The organism is Deltaproteobacteria bacterium (assembly GCA_020848905.1).
GTDB lineage: Bacteria > Myxococcota_A > Polyangia.
This window is the reverse complement of record JADLHG010000029.1, coordinates 47,752-68,320: the sequence shown is the minus strand read 5'-3', so window position 1 is coordinate 68,320 and position 20,569 is coordinate 47,752. Positions and strand designations below refer to the sequence as shown.

At 70.9% G+C, this 20,569-nt stretch carries 18 protein-coding genes and 1 tRNA gene; 14 read left to right on the top strand and 5 right to left on the bottom strand.

What is annotated here, in order from left to right; genetic code table 11:
- Window positions 1-7 precede the first annotated feature (7 nt).
- From IT371_11625 to IT371_11610, 4 genes are all read left to right on the top strand, one after another.
- Window positions 8-3,004, top strand: a complete 2,997-nt coding sequence (locus IT371_11625; protein ID MCC6748301.1) for a hypothetical protein — start codon at window positions 8-10, stop codon at window positions 3,002-3,004.
- Window positions 2,982-3,662: a response regulator transcription factor gene (locus IT371_11620; protein ID MCC6748300.1), complete on the top strand. Its 681-nt coding sequence runs from the start codon at window positions 2,982-2,984 to the stop codon at window positions 3,660-3,662. Before IT371_11625 ends, IT371_11620 begins: the two co-directional genes overlap by 23 nt.
- A gap of 112 nt (window positions 3,663-3,774) precedes the next feature.
- Window positions 3,775-4,536 (top strand): CPBP family intramembrane metalloprotease, encoded by a 762-nt coding sequence (locus IT371_11615; protein MCC6748299.1) that lies wholly within the window; start codon window positions 3,775-3,777, stop codon window positions 4,534-4,536.
- Window positions 4,537-4,607: 71 nt separating this feature from the next.
- Window positions 4,608-5,663, top strand: coding sequence for a thrombospondin type 3 repeat-containing protein (locus tag IT371_11610; protein ID MCC6748298.1), 1,056 nt, complete (start codon window positions 4,608-4,610; stop codon window positions 5,661-5,663).
- Here the strand turns inward: IT371_11610 and IT371_11605 are convergent.
- The gene (locus IT371_11605) at window positions 5,650-6,384 is read right to left on the bottom strand and encodes a leucyl/phenylalanyl-tRNA--protein transferase (GenBank protein ID MCC6748297.1); all 735 of its coding nucleotides are present in this window, start codon (window positions 6,382-6,384) and stop codon (window positions 5,650-5,652) included. The two genes, IT371_11610 and IT371_11605, sit on opposite strands and share 14 nt — an antisense overlap.
- Window positions 6,385-6,481: 97 nt before the next feature.
- Between IT371_11605 and IT371_11600 the strand changes: the two genes are divergently transcribed.
- Both IT371_11600 and uvrA read left to right on the top strand, forming a co-directional pair.
- Window positions 6,482-6,566 (top strand) — tRNA-Leu (locus IT371_11600).
- The gene (gene uvrA / locus IT371_11595; GenBank protein MCC6748296.1) at window positions 6,566-9,451 is read left to right on the top strand and encodes an excinuclease ABC subunit UvrA; all 2,886 of its coding nucleotides are present in this window, start codon (window positions 6,566-6,568) and stop codon (window positions 9,449-9,451) included. Before IT371_11600 ends, uvrA begins: the two co-directional genes overlap by 1 nt.
- A 14-nt stretch (window positions 9,452-9,465) precedes the next feature.
- Here the strand turns inward: uvrA and genX are convergent, their stop codons facing one another.
- A complete protein-coding gene (genX, locus tag IT371_11590; GenBank protein MCC6748295.1) occupies window positions 9,466-10,488 on the bottom strand; it encodes an EF-P lysine aminoacylase GenX in 1,023 nt (340 codons plus the stop codon).
- Between the two features lie 302 nt (window positions 10,489-10,790).
- Window positions 10,791-11,354 carry an elongation factor P gene (gene efp / locus IT371_11585; GenBank protein MCC6748294.1) on the bottom strand — a complete coding sequence of 188 codons (564 nt, stop codon included), beginning with the start codon at window positions 11,352-11,354 and terminating at the stop codon, window positions 10,791-10,793.
- Between the two features lie 164 nt (window positions 11,355-11,518).
- On the opposite strand from efp, the gene IT371_11580 reads away from it, so the two are divergent.
- The 6 genes from IT371_11580 to larE all read left to right on the top strand — a co-directional run bounded on the left by IT371_11580 (window position 11,519) and on the right by larE (window position 16,437).
- Complete coding sequence (locus IT371_11580) at window positions 11,519-12,763, top strand: response regulator (GenBank protein MCC6748293.1); 1,245 nt, start codon at window positions 11,519-11,521, stop codon at window positions 12,761-12,763.
- Complete coding sequence (locus tag IT371_11575) at window positions 12,750-14,288, top strand: right-handed parallel beta-helix repeat-containing protein (GenBank protein ID MCC6748292.1); 1,539 nt, start codon at window positions 12,750-12,752, stop codon at window positions 14,286-14,288. The genes IT371_11580 and IT371_11575 overlap by 14 nt, the downstream gene beginning before the upstream one ends.
- 101 nt (window positions 14,289-14,389) lie before the next feature.
- Window positions 14,390-14,698: a hypothetical protein gene (locus tag IT371_11570; protein ID MCC6748291.1), complete on the top strand. Its 309-nt coding sequence runs from the start codon at window positions 14,390-14,392 to the stop codon at window positions 14,696-14,698.
- A 9-nt stretch (window positions 14,699-14,707) separates the two neighbouring features.
- Window positions 14,708-15,145 carry a hypothetical protein gene (locus IT371_11565; protein ID MCC6748290.1) on the top strand — a complete coding sequence of 146 codons (438 nt, stop codon included), beginning with the start codon at window positions 14,708-14,710 and terminating at the stop codon, window positions 15,143-15,145.
- Window positions 15,146-15,166: 21 nt separating this feature from the next.
- Window positions 15,167-15,529: a PilZ domain-containing protein gene (locus IT371_11560; protein MCC6748289.1), complete on the top strand. Its 363-nt coding sequence runs from the start codon at window positions 15,167-15,169 to the stop codon at window positions 15,527-15,529.
- A gap of 23 nt (window positions 15,530-15,552) precedes the next feature.
- Window positions 15,553-16,437 (top strand): ATP-dependent sacrificial sulfur transferase LarE, encoded by an 885-nt coding sequence (gene larE, locus IT371_11555; GenBank protein ID MCC6748288.1) that lies wholly within the window; start codon window positions 15,553-15,555, stop codon window positions 16,435-16,437.
- On the opposite strand, the gene IT371_11550 is transcribed toward larE, so the two are convergent.
- The gene (locus IT371_11550; GenBank protein ID MCC6748287.1) at window positions 16,431-17,576 is read right to left on the bottom strand and encodes a hypothetical protein; all 1,146 of its coding nucleotides are present in this window, start codon (window positions 17,574-17,576) and stop codon (window positions 16,431-16,433) included. The two genes, larE and IT371_11550, sit on opposite strands and share 7 nt — an antisense overlap.
- Complete coding sequence (locus tag IT371_11545) at window positions 17,573-18,985, bottom strand: hypothetical protein (GenBank protein ID MCC6748286.1); 1,413 nt, start codon at window positions 18,983-18,985, stop codon at window positions 17,573-17,575. Before IT371_11545 ends, IT371_11550 begins: the two co-directional genes overlap by 4 nt.
- Before the next feature lie 140 nt (window positions 18,986-19,125).
- Between IT371_11545 and IT371_11540 the strand changes: the two genes are divergently transcribed.
- On the top strand, window positions 19,126-19,401 hold the full coding sequence (locus IT371_11540; GenBank protein ID MCC6748285.1) for a hypothetical protein: 276 nt from the start codon (window positions 19,126-19,128) through the stop codon (window positions 19,399-19,401).
- A 94-nt stretch (window positions 19,402-19,495) separates the two neighbouring features.
- Window positions 19,496-20,506: a serine/threonine protein kinase gene (locus IT371_11535; protein ID MCC6748284.1), complete on the top strand. Its 1,011-nt coding sequence runs from the start codon at window positions 19,496-19,498 to the stop codon at window positions 20,504-20,506.
- Window positions 20,507-20,569 lie beyond the last annotated feature (63 nt).

Sequence of the window (20,569 nt, the reverse complement as noted above, 5' to 3'; positions counted from 1 at the left end):
TCCCCCGATGCTTTCCCGCGGCTCTTTCGCGCGCGACGTCAGTTGGTGGGCCCTCTGCGGCGCACTGCTCGTGGCGCTGCGCGCGGAGGCGGCTCCGCTCTACCAGCTGCGGACCTTCACCCGCCGCGACGGGCTGGCACACGACATCGTGCGCGACGTTCTCGAGGCCCGCGACGGAGCGTTCTGGTTCGCCACTCCCGAGGGGGTCACGCGCTACGACCCCCTCCGAGGACGGTACGAGCTGCTGCGGCCGAGCCAGGCCGAGACGACGGCGCTGGCCGAAGGGCCGGACGGGGCGATCTGGATCGGGACCGAGGGGGCGGGGCTCGGTCGGTACCGGGGGGGGCGCTGGCGCTGGTTCACCCGTCGGGACGGGCTGCCGAGCGACGACGTGAAGTCGCTGCTGGTGGACCGTCGGGGGCGGCTGTGGGCGACGCTGGGCGGCGGCGGGGTGATCCGAGGGGATGGCGAGCGTTTGTTCGCATACGGGCCGGCGCAGGGCCTCGCCCCGGGGGAGCTCACGCGCTGCACCGAGCTGCGCAGCGGGGCCATCGTGTGCGGAGTCCACGACCAGCCCCTGCTCCAGCGCTTCGACGGCCAGCGCTGGGAGGCGCTCCCGGTGCGGGCAGAGGTGCGGCGACACTTCTACGTGCAGGCGCTGGCGGAAGACCGCGACGGGCGGTTGTGGCTCGGCACCGCCGGCGCGGGGGCGCTGGCGGGCCTCCTGCGGGAGGGCTCCTACCACTTCGAGGTGTACGACGCGCGTCGAGGGCTGGCTAGCAACCGCGTGCTCGCCATCCGGCCGGCGAGAGACGGAAGACTGTGGCTGGCCACCTCCGGGGGGGCGAGTCGTTTCGACGGGCGGACCTTCAGCAGCCTCACGCGGCGCGACGGCCTGGGGAGCAACCTGATCCTGGCCCTCGCCGAGGCGCGGGACGGCGCGATCTGGATGGGCACGCTCGGCGGCGGCGTGACCCGCCACGCCCTTTCGCGCTGGGAGCAGATGACCGAGGCCGATGGGCTCGCCAGCAACAACCTGACGGGGGGACTCCTGCGGAGCCGCGACGGCGCGCTCTGGGTGGGGACGGACGGTGGGGTCTGTCGGTTCGCACAGGGACGCTGGGAGACCTTTCGCACCGGCCATCCGGATCGGGACTACGTGCAACACCTGCTCGAGGACCGGCGCGGCATCGTCTGGGTGGCGACGCGTGCGGGGATCCGGCGTCGCGACCCGGACGGGGGCTGGCACGACGAGGCGCTGCGCCCGGGTGGCCGGCCCGTGGGGGTGAATCACCTCGCGCAGACGCCTGCGGGGGAGCTGTGGCTGGCGACCGGGGCGGGAGTCGCCGCGCGCGGGCCGAGCGGCTATCGCTGGTATGCGCGCGACCGCGGCCTGCCCGCGGAAGAGGCGAACGCGCTGCTCGTGGATCGGGGGGGGCGGGTCTGGGTCGCCACCGACGGCGGGGTCGCGCGCCTCGAAAACGAGCGTTGGATCGCTTTCCCCACGGCGCCGGCGCCCGAGCGCGCGGACCGGGTCTTCGGCCTGGCGCAGGCCCGGGACGGCGGGCTCTGGGCCTCCGGACCGAGCGGCGTCTACCGCTTGCGGGGCGACAAGTGGGAGCGTCTTCCCTCGGGGCCGTTTCTCCCTCCCGGGCGTTTTTCGCGCTTCGTCATGGCCACCTCGGACGGGTCGCTCTGGTTCGCCATCCGGGGCCTCGGGGTGCACCGCCTATTCGACGGACGCTGGAGCCGCTACTCCACGGCCGACGGCCTCGGGTCGGATACGGTGCACGAACTGCTGACAGAGGGAGATGGAACGCTGTTCTTTGCGACCTTCGGCGGGGGACTGAGCCGCTACCGTCCCGACCACCTCCCCCCCGAGACGAGCCTCGGCCGCGGCCCATCCGGGGTGCTCGGACCCTCCTCGGTGGTGGTGGAGGGGGAGCTCGCCTCGCTGGCTCTCGGCGGGCAGGACGCCCTGAAGGACACCCCGACGGCGGACCTGCTCTACAGCTACCGCGTGGACGGGGGGCCCTGGAGCCCCTTCGACTCTGCGGCGCGGGTGGTGCTCGAGGGGCTCCGGCCGGGGGTCCACCGCGTCGAGGCGCGGGCGATGGACCGGGACCTGAACGTCGATCCGACGCCGGCGCGGCACGAGGTCCGCGTGGTGCGCCGCTGGTGGCGGGAGCCCTGGCTCCTCGGCCTGGTCGCGGCGAGCCTCGGGCTCCTCGGCTACGCTGCGGCACGGGCGGCGCGAGCCCGTGGCAGGGAGCGCGCGGCCATCCGGGAGCGAGAGGCCGTTCTAGAACAGAGACGCCATTTCGTGCGGCTCGCCTCGCACGAGCTACGCAAGCCGCTGGCGCGGCTCGGACACCGGGCGGAGATGCTCACGCTCGAGGAGACGCGGGCCGACCCGGCGCGGCTGGCGGAATACGCCGGGGCGGTTCTCGCGGACGCCCGCCACCTCGCGCGCCTCGTGGAGAGCCTGCTGCACCAGTCGCGGCTCGCCACCGGGATCCCCCTCGCGCTCCAGCCCGGCGACCTCTCCGGCGCCGTGCGGGAGATCCTGTCGCGCCTGGCCGTCGACGGGGCGGAGGGGCCGCCCCGCTTCTGCCCCGCGGAAGCGCCCCTGCCCGTGCGGTACGATCCGCTGTACCTGGAGCTCGCGCTGCGCAACCTCCTCGACAACGCGGCGAAGTACGCCGGGCCTCTCACGGAGGTCGTGGTGGCCACGCGCCCCGAGGGGAAGCTCGGCGTGCTCGAGGTCCGGGACGCGGGGGCGGGTGTGCCGCGCGAGGACCGGGAACGCATCTTTCTCCCCTTCGAGCGGGGTCGGACCCGCCCGGAACACGGCGGCTTCGGGCTGGGGCTCGGTTTCGCGCGTGAGATCGCCCGCGCGCACGGCGGGGAGCTCGAGCTCGCGCCCTCCGAGGGGAAAGGCGCTACCTTCCTTCTGAGTCTACCCCTCGTGGAGACGCCGCATGGACCGCCTGCTGATCATTGATGACGACGCCGAGACGGTGAAGATCTGGCGCGACTACTTCCAGCACCGCGACTTCGAGGTGCTGAGCGCGAGCGGCACGGCGGACGGGGTGGCCCTCGCCCGATCGAAGCACCCCGAGTGCATCCTGCTCGACGTGCGCTTCGACCTCGAGGGGGACGACGCCGGCTACTACGCGTGCCGCAAGCTGCGCGAGTTCTTCGCGGGGCCGATCCTGATGCTCTCCGCCTACAAGGTGGCGCCGCTGGACAAGGTGCAGGGGCTCGAGTTCGGGGCCACGGGGTACCTGGACAAGACCGTGAGCCTGAGGGAGCTCGAGGGCTGGGTGCGGGCCCAGATGCGCACCTTCGGGCATCGGATCTATCGCGTGGGACCGGAGGGCGAGGTCGAGGTGGACACCCGCCTCCGCGAGGTGCGCGTGGCCGGCCGGGTCGCGCCGCTGACGCCCACGGAGTACAAGCTCATCGCCTTTCTGTGCGCCCACCGCGGGGAGCCGCAAGCCAAGGAGGATCTCCTGGACCTCCTCTACGCCGACGATCTGGAGGCTGGGGAGGGGCGCCTCACCTCGCACATGCACAACCTGCGACGGCACATCGAGCGGGATCCCCGGCATCCGGTGGTGATCTTGACGGTTTTCGGCTTTGGATACCGCGTACCCTGACCGCGCGGGGCGACGTCGCGGAACTTCCCAAGGTGGAGCGGTGTCTGGGTGTCTATAGGGATTGCGCCCGAGCGCCCGTGCTCCACCCCGCACCTGCCCTGAAGGAGTCGACATGAGCTCCCCCGCCCCGTCGCGGGTCCGGCCTGCGCGGCACCCGCATCTCGGATCGGCCGTAGCTCTCGCCCCTCTGGCAGCGCACCGCATCGCGGAGTACCTCGCGTTGCGCTGCGCAGGGGCCACCTGGCGGCGGGTCGCCGTGCACACCGTGCCGCCGCTGACGATGCTGGCTGCCGCCGCTACGCTCTATCGCGTGGTGGCTCCGCTTCCCGAGACGACGGTTGGGCGCTCTCGAAACGCGCCGGCATCTCTCGCGGTGGCGGCCGGGCTGCTGCTCGGCACGCTGGCCGCGGTAGCGAATCTGCTTTCGATGCTGGCGGCGGCGCGGGACCCTGCGGCGGGAACGTTGGGGGTGGACCCGGCCACCGCCGCCATGGTCCTGCACGTGGCGCTCCTCGCTCCCGTGGCCGAGGAGGCCACCTTCCGGGGGCTCCTCTACCGCCACCTGCGCCAGGGGCTGCCGGCCTTCACCGCGGCCCTCCTGGCGGCGCTTCTCTTTTCGCTCATGCACGGAACTCTCGGGCAGGCGGTCTGGACCTTCTTGCTCGGGCTCGTGGTGGCCTTCGGCTACGAGCAGACCCGGTCCCTCTGGGCGCCGATCCTGATTCACGCCCTCTTCAACGCAGTACCGGTGGGGGTGGCCGTCGCACGTTCGCAGCCGGGGGACCTCGGCCCCCTCTGGCTCGTCGTCGCGCTCGTGGCCGTGGTCTTCACGATCGCCGCCCGCAGCGCGGCGCAGGCCACGCGCGAGAGCTAACCAGCCGGCTCCGGCGACGGTGCGCCGCGGCCCGGGCTCGGATAGAATAGGCCCACCAGGGTCGAGACGCGGTGCGGACGAGGCATTCACCAACCGGGCGGAGAGACACGGGAGGCCGCAGGCGCGCGGACGCCGTGGCGACGATTGCTCTCCTCCTGACGCTGGCGACGGCGGCCTCGTGCGTCTTCCAGCGCGGCGGCATCGGCTCGAGCTATGGTGACGGAGCCGCGGCGGACCTTGGCCGGGCCGACGGAGGCGCACCGGCCGACCAGGGCCCGGAAAGAGACCTCGGACGCCTCGACAGCCGCGCCGGTGACCTCGGGCGTACGGACCAACGCATCCCGGATCAGCGGACGACCGATCAGCGCGTTGCGGACCAACGACTGCCCGATGCGAGCATCTCCGCGGACCGGGACGGCGACGGAAAGGCCGACGACAGAGATAACTGCCCCGACGTGCCCAACGCGGGCCAGGAGGACCAGGACAAGGACGGGCAGGGAGACGCCTGCGATCCGGACGACGACGGCGACACGATCCCCGACGACGTCGACCCGGCGCCCCTCGTGAAGAACACGGTCTACTACTACAAGACGGGTGCCGCGTCGGCGGGGGATATGGTCGGCCTCGGCTCCTGGGCTCCGACCGGGGACGCCCGCTGTCAGACGGAGCTGACCTTCGATCGCTACCAGCGCACGATGCTATCCGCCGGCCTCATCGCGAAGACCGACTACCGAGCCGAGACGCGCCTGACGGTGACGAACTCACTGCCGGCCACCGGGAAGGGCTTCGCGGCGGCGGGCCTCGGCTTCCGCGTGACCAGCGTCGGGGTGTCGGACTTCGACGGCTACACGTGCGCGGTGAACCTCCACGACCGGCGGCTGGTGCTCAGCCGCTACAACAGCAGCAGCGCCCGCATCCTGGCCGAGAGCGGCAGCGGGACGGTCCAGGGGAACGGCCCCTTTCGTGTCCGCATCACCGCGCAAGGGGACCAGCTGAGCTGCGGCCTCCAACCGAACGGCCCTCTCGTCTCCGCGTCCGACGGGACGCACGGCTCCGGGACGCCGGGCTTCTTCACGCACGGCGCTGCCGCCTGCTTCGACTACCTCTGGGTGATCAGCGCTCCGTAGGCGTCGTGGCCCCGAGCCCGAGCCAGGAAGCTTCCTCCGGCGAGAGCGCCTCGGGCCAGCGCGACTCCGCGTACAGGCAGCGGACGCGCAGCGCCTGGGAGAGGAGCCGCAGGTAGTCCGCGCGTCGCACGAGCCCGGCGCCCAGCCGATAGGTGTGCTCGGTGAGCGACTGGCAGTCCACGAGCACCGTGCCGATGCTCCCGAGCCGGGCTACGAGGGCCGCAAAGGCCACCTTCGAGGCGTTCGATACGCGAAAGAACATCGACTCCCCCGAGAAGAGCCCCTGGAGCTGCACGCCGTACAGGCCTCCGACGAGCTCGTCCCCCTGCCACACCTCCACGCTGTGCGCGTAACCCAGGCGGTGCAGCCCGGTGTACCCGGCGATGAACGCGGGGGTGATCCAGACGCCCTCGTCGCGGTGCGCCTCGAGGCAGCCGCGAATTACGCCCTCGAAGTCCCGGTCGTAGGTGACGCCGAAGCCTCCCTTGCGAGCCATCTTCCCGAGCTTTCGCGGGAGCCGGGCCTGCCAGAAGATGGCGCGGGGGTCCGGCGAGTACCAGCGCACGGGACGACCGGACCAGGGGAAGATCCCGCGTCGATAGGCGGCCAGGATGCGGTACGGGTCGAGCGGCCCTCCGACGGCCACCACCCCGTCCTCGTCGGCGTCATCGGGGTCGGGGAAGGAGAACCTGGCCTCCTCGGCCGAGGGCGCATCGCTCATCGCGCCTCATGATAGGAGACGCCGGTGCCGCGGTCTATTGCCGCTCTCCGAGGGTTGATGCACACTCCCAAGCCCTGCGTGGGGCGACGGGAAGAGGGCCCGGGTGGTGAAACCGGCAGACACAAGGGACTTAAAATCCTTTGCCGCGAGGCGTACGGGTTCGAATCCCGTCCCGGGCACCATGGAACTCGACAGCATCTACGTCAAGGGCGCTCGGCAGCACAACCTGCACGTGGACGAGCTCTTCATCCCGAAGAAGCGGCTCGTCGTCTTCACGGGGGTGAGCGGGTCGGGCAAGTCGTCGCTGGCCTTCGATACTCTCTACGCCGAGGGGCAGCGGCGGTACGTCGAGTCGCTCTCGAGCTACGCCCGGCAGTTCCTGGGGCAGATGGAGAAGCCGCAGTACGAGCAGTTGCGCGGCCTGAGCCCGACCATCGCGATCGAACAGAAGACCGCGTCGGGGAACCCGCGCTCGACGGTGGGCACCATCACCGAGATCTACGACTACCTGCGCGTGCTCTACGCCCGGGTCGGGCTGCAGCACTGCCCGCAGTGCGACCGGCCGGTGGCCGCCCTATCCACGGACCAGATCGTCGCCGAGCTCCGGCGCGTCTCGGGCCCCCTGCTGCTCCTCGCGCCGCTCGTCGAGCACCGCAAGGGGGAGTTCCGCGAGCTCTTCACGGAGCTCGGCCAGCGCGGGTTCGCGCGGGTGCGCGTGGACGGGCGCGTCGTGCGCCTGGAGGAGGTCCCGCCGCTCGACAAGAAGCGCAAGCACACCATCGAGCTGGTGGTGGACCGGGTGGACGCGGCCAGCACGCCCGCGGCGCGACTCGCCGACTCGGTCGAGACGGCCCTCAGGGAGGGGCAAGGAGCGATCATCGCGGTCGGCCCCGACGAACAGGGCGCCGCGCTGCGGCTGAGCCAGCACCGCGCGTGCCCCGACTGCGGGATCGGCCTCCCCGAGCTCTCCCCGCAGTCTTTCTCCTTCAATAGTCCGCTCGGCCTCTGCGAGCCGTGCAACGGCCTCGGGCGCCGGATGGAGATGGACCCGGAGCTCGTCATCCCGGACACGAGCCTCTCGATCCGCGAGGGTGCCATCGCCCCCTGGGCCGCCGTCCTCGAGCGCGGGAGCGGCTGGAACTACAACATCTTCGTCGCGCTCCAGGACGAGCTCGGCGTGGACCTGGACTGCGCGTGGAAGTCGCTGCCCAAAGAGCAGCAGCAGCTCGTGCTCTTCGGCACGGGCGACCGGCGCGTGAAGGTGAAGTGGAAGGGGCGGCACGGCGCGGGGAGCTGGGCCCTGCGCTTCGAGGGCGTGCTGAACACGCTCATGCGGCGCTTCCGGGAGACGCGGTCGGAGGGGATGCGGCAGTACTACCAGCGGTTCTTCTCCGACAAGCCGTGTCGCGAGTGCGACGGCACCCGACTGCGACCCGAGTCGCGCGCGGTGCGGGTGGGTGGGGCCACCATCGTGGAGGTCGTGGCGCTCCCCGTGGCTCGCGCGGTGGAGCACTTCGCGAAGCTCGAGCTCTCGGGGAGCAGCGCCCTCGTCGCCGAGGAGGTGCTGAAGGAGATCAACACGCGGCTCGGGTTCCTGAGCTCGGTGGGCCTCGACTACCTGACCCTGGACCGGGCCGGTCCGTCGCTCTCGGGCGGAGAGGCGCAGCGCATCCGGCTGGCGAGCCAGCTCGGCAGCGAGCTGTCGGGGGTGATGTACGTGCTCGACGAGCCGTCGATCGGGCTGCACCAGCGCGACAACGAGCGCCTGATCCGAACGCTCGTCAGGCTGCGCGACCTGGGCAACACCGTGATCGTGGTGGAGCACGACGCCGAGACGATCGAGGCGGCGGATCACGTGGTGGACTTCGGACCGGGCGCGGGGGCGCAGGGGGGGCGCGTGGTCTTCTCGGGGCCGCCCGAGCAGCTCCGCCGGAGCCACACGCTTACCGGAGACTATCTGGCGGGACGGCGGCGTATCGCGACGCCGCGCACTCGGCGACCGCGTGGAAGCTCGCTCGTCGTGCGCGGGGCGACGGAGAACAACCTGAAGGGGATCGACGTGGCGTTTCCGCTCGGGGCGCTCACGGCGGTCACGGGGGTCTCGGGGGCGGGAAAGAGCTCCCTCATCACGGGGATCCTCTACCCTGCCCTCTGCCGCAGACTTCACGGCAGCAAGGAAGCCGTCGGTGCGCACGCCGGGCTCTCGGGGCTCGAGGCGATCGACAAGGCGATCCACATCGACCAGACGCCGATCGGGCGCACGCCGCGCTCGAACCCCGCGACCTACACGAAGTGCTTCGACCTGATTCGCGACATCTTCGCGCAGCTGCCCGAGGCGCGGGCCTTCGGCTACAAGCCGGGACGCTTCTCCTTCAACGTGAGCGGCGGGCGCTGCGAGTCGTGCGAGGGGGACGGGGTCAAACGCGTGGAGATGCACTTTCTCCCCGACGTGTACGTCCCGTGCGAGGTCTGCCGGGGCAAGCGGTACAACGAGGCCACCCTCCGGGTGCGGTACAAGGGGCTCACCATCGCTGAGGTGCTGGATCTCTCGGTGCGCGAGGCGCTCGCGCACTTCGCGGCGCACGCGCGACTGGTCGCGATCCTGCAGACGCTGGCCGACGTGGGGCTCGACTACGTGAAGCTCGGGCAGCCGGCTCCGACGCTCTCCGGGGGCGAGGCGCAGCGCGTGAAGCTCAGCCGGGAGCTGGCGAAGCGGGCCACCGGGCGCACGCTCTACGTGCTCGACGAGCCGACCACGGGGCTTCACTTCGAGGACATCCGGAAGCTGCTCGAGGTGCTCGACCGGCTGGTGCAAGCGGGGAACACGGTGATCGTCATCGAGCACAACCTGGACGTCATCAAGTGCGCCGACTGGATCCTCGACCTCGGCCCCGAAGGGGGGGACGGCGGAGGGTTCCTGGTGGCCGCCGGGACTCCGGAGGAGGTGGCCCGCCACCCGAGCTCGTACACCGGCGCCTACCTGCGGAAGGTGCTCGAACTCGAGACGCCTGCTGCTGCGGAGAGCCGCCCGGCGGCAGGCGGACGCCGACGGGGTCGCGCGAGCTAAGTAGAGCGGGGGTTCTAGAGCTCGTCGGGGGCGAAGGCCACGACCTCGTCGAGACGGTCGGCGTCGCAGAGGACGAGGAGAAGGCGGTCGATCCCGAGCGCGATGCCCGCCGCGGGCGGGATCCCTTCGCGCAGCGCTTCGAGAAAACGCTCGTCGATGGGGTAGACCGGTGCGCCGAGCTCCGCGCGAAGGGCCAGGTCGCCGTGGAGGCGCCGCTCCTGCTCCACTGGGTCCGTGAGCTCCCCGAAGGCGTTCGCCAGCTCGACTCCGCCCAGATAGAGCTCGAAGCGCTCGGCCACGGTCGGGTCCTCGGGACAAAGGCGCGCCAGGGCGGCCAGCGGGGCCGGGAAGTCGGTGAGAAAGACGGCGCCGAGCTGGGCCAGGTGCGGCTCCACCCAGGTGACGAGGAGCTCCGAGAAGACCGCGTCGAAGTGTGCGTCGCCGGGAAAGGGCCCGTGCCCTGCCGCTTCGGCGGCGCGCCGCAGCCCGATCGCGTCCATCACGCCCCGGAGGTCGATGCCGGCGTAGCGGTCGAACGCCTCGCGGACGGTCAGGCGCACGAAGGGGCGGTCCAGGTCCAGCGGGGCGCCCCGAAAGGGCGCGGCGGCAGGCCGGTTCGCGGCGCGCGCGGCGGCGCGGACGAGCTCCTCGGTCTGGCGCATCAGCGACGGGAGGTCCGCGTAGGCCTCGTACCATTCCAGCATGCAGAACTCGCCGTGGTGGAGCGGTCCCTCCTCTTCGGCGCGGAAGCACGGGCCGAGGAAGTAGGGGCGCTCGATCCCCGCCGCGAGGAGGCGTTTGAGCTGATACTCCGGAGAGGTGATGAGAAAGGCGTCGTCCGACGGCACGGCCCGGAGGTGCGGCTCGAGCCCCGGCGACGTGACGCGCACGGGGGTTTGCACCTCGAGGTAGCCGCGCGCGTCGAAAAAGGCGCGAATCGCCCGCAGGACGTCTGCCCGGACGCGGAGGCGCTCGCGGCGGGACCGGCCCCCCCCCGCGACGCGCCAGGCCTCACCGCCGGGAGACGGATACGGCACGTCGCGCCGGTACGGGGTGAGCACCTCGCAGCGTGCGACGCCCCACCCCTCGGCGCGAGGCTCCACCACCAACTCGACGATCGTTCCGGGCACTGGGAGCGCGTCGGAAAGCGTCCAGGCGAGGCGCACGCGTCCGCTCGCGTCCTCGAAGAGAAACGTGACGTCGTCGCCAAGGGGGTGCCGGAGGATGCGTCCCCTGAGGAGCGCAGCTTCGCGGCCGGGAGAGCTCGAGAGAAGCTCCGCGGAGAGGGTGCGCTGCACGTCGCGTTCCTCGGGTTCGGTCAACGCGGGCGCGGACTGGACTACTTCTTCACGCGCTCCACGTACTCGCCGGTGCGGGTGTCGATCTTGACCCAGGTGCTCTCCTCCACGAAGAGAGGGACCTGGATGATAGCGCCCGTTGAGAGGGTGGCGGGCTTGGTGGCACCGGAGGCCGTGTCACCGCGGACGCCAGGTTCGCAGTGCGTGATCTGCAGCTCGACGAAGTTCGGCAGCGTGAGGCCGACGGGGCGCTCGTTGTAGAGCATCACGGTGATGTTCAGGTTCTCCGGCATGAACTTGGCCGAGTCCCCCACCACGTCCTGGCTGGCGTAGATCTGCTCGTAGTTCGCGTTGTCCATGAGGCAGAAGTTCTCGCCGTCCCGGTAGAGATACTGCATCTCGCGCTCTTCCACGTTGGCTGGCTCGAGCTTCTCGCCGGAGCGAAAGGTGCGCTCGAGGACGGCGCCCGTGATCAGGTTCTTGATGCGCGTCTTGGTGAAGGCCGTGCCCTTGCCCGGCTTGACGAACTGGAAATCCACAACGATGTAAGGGTCACCGTCGAGCTGGATCTTCAGCCCCTTGCGAATGCTTGATGTGTCGTACATGCCTCTGCCTTGGTGGGGCGTTGATGGGGCGTGAGTAGACCAAATCCACGCCGCGCCTGTCAACGTGCGGGCGGTGACGTCTGGCTGGCCGAAAAGCGCGCGGTACTCCACGGCTCGTCGGACCTCTTGCCAGGCGGACGCGCTGGGTTCAGGCTAACCCTTCGATGGCCCGTCGCGAACGCATCCTCGTGGTGGACGACGCCCTCACGATTCGTCACTACCTGCAGCTCGTCCTGGACGAGGCGGGGTACGACACGCGGTGCCTCGCCACCGGCGAGGAGGCGCTCGAACTGCTGCGGCTGGAGCCGTTCGACCTGCTCGTGGTGGACAAGAATCTCGACGGGCAGGACGGCTTCTCGGTCCTCCGGGCCGCCCGCGACGTCAGACCCGACCTGGCGCGCATCGTCATCACCGCCGACCAGTCGGTGGAGAGCGCCATCCAGGCCGTGGAGGAGGACGTCTACGCCTACCTGCCGAAGCCGCTGAGCAAGCCGCAGGTCCTGCTCAAGGTGCGTCGTGCCCTCGACCGGGTGCGGCTCGTGCGCGAGCGCGAGGAGACGCGCGCGGCTCTCGAGGCGGCGAACGAGAAGCTGGCCCGCCGCGGAGAGGAGCTCGAGCGCACGCTGGCGGAGCTCCTGCGAACCCAGACGCGGCTCGCGGAGAGCGAGAAGCTCGTCTCTCTCGGGTTGCTGGCAGCCGGCGTGGCCCACGAGATCAACAACCCGACCTGCTTCATCCTGCCGAACCTGGAGTACATCAAGCGCGGGGCGCGGACGCTGGCCGAGCGGGCCAAGGAGGCCGGCGCGTCCTCCTTCGAGGTGGAGCAGGAGCTACACCACCTCGATCGCATGGTGGACCGCTGTCTGGAGGGGGTGGAGCGCATCGTCCAGGTGGTCAAGACCCTGCAGCTCTTCTCGCGGCGCGACCAGGAGGAGACCGCCGAGGTCGATCTGAACGCGCTCTGCCTGGGGCTGCTCGACCTGGTCGGGCACGAGCTGGACGGTCGCGCGAAGCTGAACGTCGAGTTCGGTCCCGTGAGCCGGGTCCAGGCCCGGCCGCGCGAGCTCGCGCAGGCGGTGCTCAACCTGTTGTTGAACGCGCGACGCTCCGTGCTGGCAGGCAGACCGGAGGCCGAGGGCGGGCACGTGATACGCCTCGCAACCTGTATGGACGGAGAGCAGGTGGTCTTGCGCGTGGTGGACAGCGGGCCCGCGATGCTCGGTGGCGGAGGGGAAAGCGCCCTCGAGCCCTTTCAGCAAGGTGCGCTCGCCGACGAGCCGGCGCTCACGCTGAGCGTGGTGCGGGACATCCTGGATCGGCAGCACGGGGAGCTCCGCGTCGTACAGGGCTTCGGCGGCAACTGCCTCGAGGCGCGGCTCCCCGGCCTTCCCTCGCATGCGCCGGCATAGCGGGCTACGAGAACTCGGGCTTCTCGGCGTCGCCGCGGTTGCCTCGTTCGTCCTCCTCACCGGCTGCCGGGGTTCCTCGGCGCCGCCGACGGATGGCGCCCTCCCCTCTCTCGACGGAGCTCCGCGGGACCTGGCGCGGGCGGACCGCGCCCGTCGCGCCGACGCCCGGTCCCCCGACGCGTGGCTCCTCGACGTCGGCGCTGACCTCTTGCCCCCGACGGCGCTGCACGTGGCGAGCCTCGAGGACGGACAGGTGGGGAGCGGGAGCTTCGGCGATCCGTACCGTGACCTGCAGTGGGCCATGGACCAGGCGCCCTCGGGGGCGACCCTCTTCCTGCGCGCTGGAACGTATCGAGCGCGCCCGACGCGCTACGTGGATCCCACCTGCGGCAACTGCGGGGACGCTTCCTTTCGCGAGCCGATCGTGGCCACGCGCGGCTTCCTCGTGACCGGCAAGGGGCTGCACCTCGTCGGTGAGCAGGCCGAGCGCACGCTCCTCGTCACTTCGGCGGGCTACGGCCTGGTCTTCGAGAACGCCGGGCGGTCGAGCGTGCACGGGGTGACCGTCACCGGAGGGCGTCGCGACCCCGACGGCCGCGCGACGAATGGGGCCATCGTCGTGCGCCGGAGTGAGCTCGTGGTGGACCGGGTCCGCGTGGTGGGAAACGACGGGCTGCGCCGCCCCGAGCAGCATGTGGACCGACCGGCCGAGGGCCCGGTCGTGGGAGTGGCGGGGATTGTCGGGCGCGAGGGGGCCCGGCTGGTGGTGGCGCATTCGATCGTGGAGGACAACAGCTGGGACGGGATCGTGCTCTACCGAGGAGACCCGGAGGCGGTGGACGGCGCGCCGCGGGCGGAGGTGACCTCGTGCCGGGTCGGCTGCACCGTGGACTGCGTGGTGCGGCACGGGCGAGGCGTGGGGATCGCCGCCACCTGGGACGCGAGCCTCACCGTGACCGGCAGCGTGGTGCAGAACTACTGGAAGGGGATCGGAGCCTTCGGACGCAGCGTGGTGCACGCGCGAAACAACCTGGTCCGGCGACAGGTGGGCTGGGGGGTCGTCGTGACCGATCAGGCGACGCTCTTCGCGGACAACAACGTGGTCGTGGACAACGGCACGACGGGCGTCGCGGCCTGGACCAGCACCGTCCGGGGGCGGCTGGTGAACAACGTGGTGATGGGGAACGGCCGCGCGCAGGAGGAATGGGTGGGCAAGAGGACGGGCCTCTGGTTCAACGCCTCGGCGGACCGGTTCCGGGTGGCCTACAACTTCTTCTTCGACAACCGCGCGGCCGACGCCTGTCAGGGAGGTCGTCCCGGGGGCCTGCCGTGCATCCCGCTCGCGTTCGACGGGATCGAAGGGAACCGGATGCTGGACCCCAGGCTGGGGGGCGCGCCCGATTACCGTCCGCTGCCCGACTCCCCCGTTCGAGACGGCGGAGACCCGGCCGTCCGCGATCGCGACGGCTCGTGCAGCGACGTGGGCCTCTACGGAGGGCCCGACGGGGTGCGGATGCTGCCCTGAGCGGGCCGGCGCGGGCCGGAGCTCGTGGGCCAGAGCTCGCGTTGACCGCCCCCTCCCCCCGGTGCTACACCCCAGGGAGCGACTAACGCTGGAGCGCGTCGATGGCCTATTACTGCTGGAAGTGCCGTAACGAGCTCGAGTTCGCCGTGAAGGTAGGTGTCAAGGTGGGCCGTCTCGACACATGCCCTCACTGCGCCGCCGACCTGCACGCGTGCAAGAACTGCCGCTTCTACGATCCCGGAATGCACAACGAGTGCCGCGAGAACCAGGCCGAGTTCATCCGGGACCGCGAGGCGGGTAACTTCTGCGCCCACTACGAGATCGTGCAGCGCCTCGCCCCTCCTCCGGTGGACGACACCATCGGGCGTGCGAAGTCGAAGCTGGACGACCTCTTCAAGGGTCTTAAATAGGAGGGCTGCGTGGCGGAGCACGACGAGCAGGCGGCCTCCGCGGCGCCTTCGACCCCCGAGCCCGGCCCCTCCACCGAGGGGGAGGAGGCGCGCGGGGCCACGGCAGAGGCTGCAGAGCCCGGAGAACCGGCGGACGAGAGCAGTCCGGACCTGGAGGACCGGGTCCTGTGCTCGGACGGGACGTGTGTCGGCGTCGTGGGACCGGACGGCCGCTGCAAGGTCTGCGGCGCGTCGGGGGAGCTCCCCGAGACGGTACGACGCCCGGTCTCGGCGGCAGACCTGCGCCCCGCACCGCGCGCCGAAGCCCGATCTTCGGACGGCGCGTCGGACACGGTCGCGCTCGAGGACCGGATCTTGTGTTCGGACGGGACCTGCATCGGCGTGGTCGGGGCCGATGGACGTTGCCGTGAATGTGGCAAACCTTACACGGGCGACCCAGATGATTGAGGGCCCGGCGATAGGACGTTCATGAGCGCACACCACGAGAAGCGAGAGTTCCCTCGAGCGGAGGTCTTCGCACAGGTCCAGATCTCCCAGGACGCGGAGGTGCACATCATGTCCACCTCCAACATCAGCCGCGGTGGCGTCTTCATCCAGGGGAGCCCTGCCGACTACCCGGACCTCCGGGTGGGCGCGGTCGTGGACCTGCAGATCTTCGCGTCGGAGGGGAGCGAGCTCGGCGACGACGTGAGCTGTCGGGCCAAGGTGGTGCGCACGCAGCCGGTCGGGACCAAGGCCACGGGCCCCGGGTTCGGCCTGCAGTTCCTCGACATCGATCCGGAGAACGTTCGGCGCCTCGAGGCGCTGCTGCGGCGGACCTCCGGGCGCTAGGTCGTCGCGACCAGGAGACGGGCATGCCAGCTACGAGCAGTTCGCAGAGCAAGCTGGACGCGCTGCGAGCGATCCTGCGCGCCATGGACAGCGTCGTGGTCTGCTACTCGGGTGGCGTGGACTCCGCCTTCCTGCTGAAGGTGGCGTTCGAAGAACTCGGCCCCCGCTGCGTGGCGCTCACGGCCATCTCTCCCAGCTTGCCAGGACGCGAGCGAGGAGAGGCGGAGTCCCTGGCCTCCGCGCTCGGGGTGCGGCACCTGCAGCGCCAGTCGTCGGAGGTGGCGGACCCTCGCTATGCGGCCAATCCGACCGACCGCTGCTACTTCTGCAAATCGGCCCTGATGCAGCTCGCCGAGGCGGTGCGGATCGAGGAGCAGGCGCGCTACGTCCTGCTCGGCACGAACTGTGACGACCTCGGTGGACACCGGCCGGGCCTCAAGGCCTCGAGCGAGGCCGCCGCGCGGCATCCCCTCGTCGAGGCGGAGCTCGGCAAGCAGGAGATCCGCGAGCTCTCGCGCGACCTCGGCCTGCCGACCTGGGACAAGCCGCAGCTCGCCTGTCTCGCGTCGCGGTTTCCGTACGGGACGGCCATCGATGTCGAGCGGCTCGGCCGCGTGGAGCGCTTCGAGGACGGACTCGCCGACCTCGGCTTTCGCGGCAGCCGCGTCCGGTTCCACGAGAGCGTGGCGCGGATCGAGCTCCCGCTCGAGCAGCTCGCTCGAGCCGTGGAGCCGGAGGTTCGGGGAGCGCTCGTGGCCCTCGGTCGCCGTCTCGGCTTCGCGTACGTCACGATCGATCTCGCGGGCTACCGTACCGGTGCGATGAACGAGACGCTCTCGGAAGCTCTGCGAGGGCCCGACGAGCAAGAGGTCCGCAAGGCCCAGCGGGTCGTCGATCCCCCTCACTGACAGGTCAGCTTGGGGTCGCTCCCCGCGTGGCACCGAAGGCAGACCCGCACGTTCCGCGCCGCCAGCATTCTGCACGTTGGTGAGCGGACGAAACCGGGGCCATGCGGGGAGAACCCGCCTTTGCCCACCCCGCGGCTGCCGTGGCACCGAATGCAGCTCTCCTCGGTATGGCAGCTCGTGCAGGTGCGGAGGTTCCTGCGGGCGGCGTGCGCGTGGTGGGTGGGGCCTGGGACCACGGAGGAGAAGCCCGGAGGGTGAAACACGAGGCCGGTGGAAGGCTTGAAACCTCCTCCGGCGCTCGAGGCGACCCCGCTCCGCTGATGGCAGCCAAGGCAAAAGGTCTGGCTGCGGTGACAGCTCGCGCAGCGAGGCTGGTCGCGTCGCGCGTCCTGCGCGTGGAACGAGGCGTAGTCTCCTCGGTGCAGCTCGAGCGGCCGTAGCGTTCCGTTGTGGCAGCGCAGGCACTGCTCCGAGGCGTGACAGCTCGCGCAATAACTCGGAGCGCGCCGCGCCTGCGCTGCGTGCTGCCGTCGGAAACCCGCGTCGTGCGCGTCGGCCCGCAGCGTGCCCCGCGGCAGCAGGATCTCAGATCCGAAGCGGGTCCTGAGGAGCCCCTCCTTCGTGGTCAGGTGGCAGCTGCCGCAGCGTGACGGAGCGCGGGTCTTCTCGTGGCAGGCGAGGCACGTGCTCATCGACGGGAGCGTCGGGGACCCCTGCTGCAGGGGGTGGCAGCTCTCGCACCCGACGCCTCGCTCCCCGTGCAGCCGGTGACTGAAGTGGACCCGCGCCTCGGGGTGCGGCTCCTGGGGCGGCGCCGTGGGACCGCCGCGATAGCCGACGTGACACGTCGTGCAGCCGGCGAGCGCGTGCTGCGGTCTCCCGCCGGAGAGCGGGCGGGTTTCCTTCGCGTGGCACGGCTGGCAGACCTCTTCCAGGGGTAGGTTGCGATCCGCGGCCGAGACGCTCCGCACGACCGAGGCGTGGCAACGCAGACACGCGACCTTCGCGTGCCGAGCGTGCTCGAAACGAACTCCGGTGCGCGGACGCGGATAGAGCATCGATCGCGGGCTCTCGGCATCCGCGGGGAATGCGGCCAGTCCCACGACGAGGCAGGCCACGAGTGCGCCGAGCCGGGTCATGGCGCGAACTCCACGTCCAGGACGGCGAGCATCCGCACGGCGCTCCGGTAGAGCCGACTCACGTTGTCCTCCACCGTGAGGTGCAGCGCCACGCTGCGCAGCGGACGAAGGGTCGCCCCCGCCTCGACGCCGAGGCTCGTGAGCGGCGGGTCGCTCGGGCGCTCGTCGTTGGCGAAGGACGCGACCGACACGCGGCCTTGCAGGTTCAGCCAGCGGGCCAGGCGCCAGTTGAGATCCGCGTCCCCCCCCGCGCGTCGCCCTCCCCATCCGCTCAGAAAGAAGGCCTCCGCGGCGGCGCGCAGCCTCGGAAACCGTGCCACCGCACCGAGCGACAGGGAGAGGGCGCCCGTCCCGCCGCGGTCCGCTTCGACGGCCGCGCGATAGAACCAGCGATACCCGCCTCGGGCCTCGAGCTGCCAGCGCTCGCCGACGTCCACGGCGTACCGGGCAGCGAGCTCGCTGTACGGCTCGACGGCGAAGACGTTGAAGATCGAGTCCCCGTCGAAGTGCGGACGGTAGCGACCGAGCTCCAGGTGCACGCGGTGGCGCGTACCGAGGGGTTGCGAGAGGAGGAGCTGCAGCTCTTCGAAGAGGCCCGTGAGCAGGCTGTAGCGCAGGTTGGCGCTGACCTCCGACGTGAGGCGCGGGATGCGATAGCCGAGGGCGGCAAAGAGGAGCTCCTGGTCCACCGACCAGAGCCCTTGCGTGCGCGCCGGCTCGGGCAAGAGCGGCATCGTGGCGTGGGAGACGGTGCGACGGTACGCCAAGCGCAGGTCGAAGTGCCGCAGGTCCTCCACCCCCAGGGCGACACCGAAGGTGGGAGCCCACGCCCCGTCGGCGGGATCGCCGCTCGTCCCGTCGGGCTCGAAGACCGCCGGCGAAAATAGACGCGCCCGGTGGATCTGCGCCCCGACGTGTCCCTCGACGAAGAGGCGCCAGGGGGTGTTGATCCGCAGCCGCAGCCCGTCGTAGCCGTAGAAGTCCATCAGCTCGAGGTCGTACTGGCGCCCCGCGGTGAAGTCGATCCAGCCGAGGAGGTTGCGCCCCTCGAGGGCGAGGCTGAGCAGCTCGAACGACGTGTCGCGGAGCTCGGCGATCGGCTCGGGAGCTCGCGCGTAGTCCCCGAAGTCCGTGAAGAAGCGCATGAGCCCGTGCAGGTGCAGCAAGGCGGGGGGGCGGCCAGCTCGCGGGGCCTCCCCCGGCTCGAGGAGGTTGAAGACGCGCAGGCCGAGGTACTGGGTGACGCGTCGCCGGTTGAGGAGCAGCAGCCCCGCTCTGTCGTAGCGTCGGAGCTGGTAGCCGTAGGCCTCGGTGCGGGCGCTGACCTCGAAGTCGTAGGCCAGGGCCGGGCTGACCGAGAGCAGCAGAATCACCGAGCCGACGAAGAGCGATGCGAGCGGTCGGCCCATGGAGTGGGTCGCAGTCTACGGACGGGGACCGGGGACCGCAAGGCGCGCGGCGGCGAGCGGCACGCGCGACGCAGTTCCTTGAGCGCTCCTCGCGTGCGGTGTAGAGTCCGGGCCTCGACAACCCCGAGGGCGACGGTCCCATGAGCTTCCCCTGGTACGTACCCGATGTTCCCGAGAGCTATCGCCGGGCCGGTGACAAGGCCCGACTGATGTACGAGGCCGAGCTGGCGGAGCGCGCGGCGCTCTTGTACCGGCTCGGCTACAGTAAGGCCGACGCGCAGGAGCGTCTGCGGGGCAACGCGCGGTGGGACTTCGAGCTGCACGGCGAGCCGCCGCACGCCCAGCGGGTGGCGGAGATCGTGGACCGGGTCTATGCGCGGCGCGGGACGGGGGCCGGCGGCACGCCTTCCTTGTAGACGGGCCGGGCCGCCGCGCGACGCATCTTCGGCGCGGGGAGGCCTTGCTCTCTCAGCCTCGTATGTGTAAGAATGCATACAAGGTTGGTGTTCAGTGATCCAGCTCCCCGAGCAATTCGGACGCTACCGGCTGCTGACCCGTCTCGCCGTGGGCGGTATGGGCGAGATCTTTCTCGGTCGCCACCGCAACGCCGAGGGGGTGGATCGGCTCGTGGTGGTCAAACGCATCCTCCCCCACCTCACGCGCGACACCGACTTCGTCAGCTACTTTGTCCACGAGGGGCGCATCGCGTCGCTGCTCTCCCACCCGAACGTCGTGCAGACCTACGAGCTCGGGCGCCTCGGAGAGCAGTACTACATCGCCATGGAGTACATCAGCGGCCCTACCCTGGTGCGCCTTCTGGCCTCGGCCCTCCAGCGGCACCGCCAGCTTTCTATCCCCCTCATCCTCCACCTCGCGACGCGCCTGGCGCGCGCTCTCGAATACGTGCACGCCCGCAAGGACCTCGAGGGGCGGCCGCTGCAGATCATCCACATGGACCTGGCGCCCCACAACGTCCTCGTGGATCCGGACGCCGAGCCTCGATTGCTCGACTTCGGCATCGCACGCGCCGCGGGGATGAGCCAGGCCCACGTGCGACGGGACTTTCGCGGCCGGAGCGCGTACCTGGCTCCCGAGCAGCTCGACGGGCTGCCGGTAGACCAGCGCGTGGATCTCTTCGCGCTCGGGATCATCATGCACGAGATGGCGCTCGGCCGACCGCTCTTCCGGGCCCGCTCAGAGAGCCAGACCGTAACGCGCATCTTGCACGCCCCCATCCCCGTTCCGCGCCAGGCGCGGGCCGACTGCCCCGAGGCGCTGAGCCGCATCATCTTGAAGGCGCTCCGGCGGGACCGGGACGAGCGGTACCAGGAGGCGGCCGAGATCCTGCGCGACCTGGATGCGTGCGGCGCGACGCACGGCCTCCTGGCCCCCGTCACCCAGCTGCGCGCCGAGCTTGGGCACCTCATGCACACGGGAACGCTGGCCCGCATCTACGAGCAACCTACGCCGTCGGCCGCGGATCCCTCCGAGTTCGAGCGCCAGGGCACGACCATCGTCTGAGCCGCGCCCCGCGAGGTTGCGCCGGCCCTCGGGCGGACCGGCCCCGTTTTTGTCCCGTGCTTG

What these genes read in the sequence shown, in the direction of transcription:
- IT371_11625 (MCC6748301.1), top strand. Translation starts at nt 8, where the DNA reads ATGCTTTCCCGCGGCTCTTTCGCGCGCGACGTCAGTTGGTGGGCCCTC.
- IT371_11620 (MCC6748300.1), top strand. Translation starts at nt 2,982, where the DNA reads ATGGACCGCCTGCTGATCATTGATGACGACGCCGAGACGGTGAAGATC.
- IT371_11615 (MCC6748299.1), top strand. Translation starts at nt 3,775, where the DNA reads ATGAGCTCCCCCGCCCCGTCGCGGGTCCGGCCTGCGCGGCACCCGCAT.
- IT371_11605 (MCC6748297.1), bottom strand. Translation starts at nt 6,384, where the DNA reads ATGAGCGATGCGCCCTCGGCCGAGGAGGCCAGGTTCTCCTTCCCCGAC.
- uvrA (MCC6748296.1), top strand. Translation starts at nt 6,566, where the DNA reads ATGGAACTCGACAGCATCTACGTCAAGGGCGCTCGGCAGCACAACCTG.
- efp (MCC6748294.1), bottom strand. Translation starts at nt 11,354, where the DNA reads ATGTACGACACATCAAGCATTCGCAAGGGGCTGAAGATCCAGCTCGAC.
- IT371_11580 (MCC6748293.1), top strand. Translation starts at nt 11,519, where the DNA reads ATGGCCCGTCGCGAACGCATCCTCGTGGTGGACGACGCCCTCACGATT.
- IT371_11575 (MCC6748292.1), top strand. Translation starts at nt 12,750, where the DNA reads ATGCGCCGGCATAGCGGGCTACGAGAACTCGGGCTTCTCGGCGTCGCC.
- IT371_11570 (MCC6748291.1), top strand. Translation starts at nt 14,390, where the DNA reads ATGGCCTATTACTGCTGGAAGTGCCGTAACGAGCTCGAGTTCGCCGTG.
- IT371_11560 (MCC6748289.1), top strand. Translation starts at nt 15,167, where the DNA reads ATGAGCGCACACCACGAGAAGCGAGAGTTCCCTCGAGCGGAGGTCTTC.
- larE (MCC6748288.1), top strand. Translation starts at nt 15,553, where the DNA reads ATGCCAGCTACGAGCAGTTCGCAGAGCAAGCTGGACGCGCTGCGAGCG.
- IT371_11550 (MCC6748287.1), bottom strand. Translation starts at nt 17,576, where the DNA reads ATGACCCGGCTCGGCGCACTCGTGGCCTGCCTCGTCGTGGGACTGGCC.
- IT371_11545 (MCC6748286.1), bottom strand. Translation starts at nt 18,985, where the DNA reads ATGGGCCGACCGCTCGCATCGCTCTTCGTCGGCTCGGTGATTCTGCTG.
- IT371_11540 (MCC6748285.1), top strand. Translation starts at nt 19,126, where the DNA reads ATGAGCTTCCCCTGGTACGTACCCGATGTTCCCGAGAGCTATCGCCGG.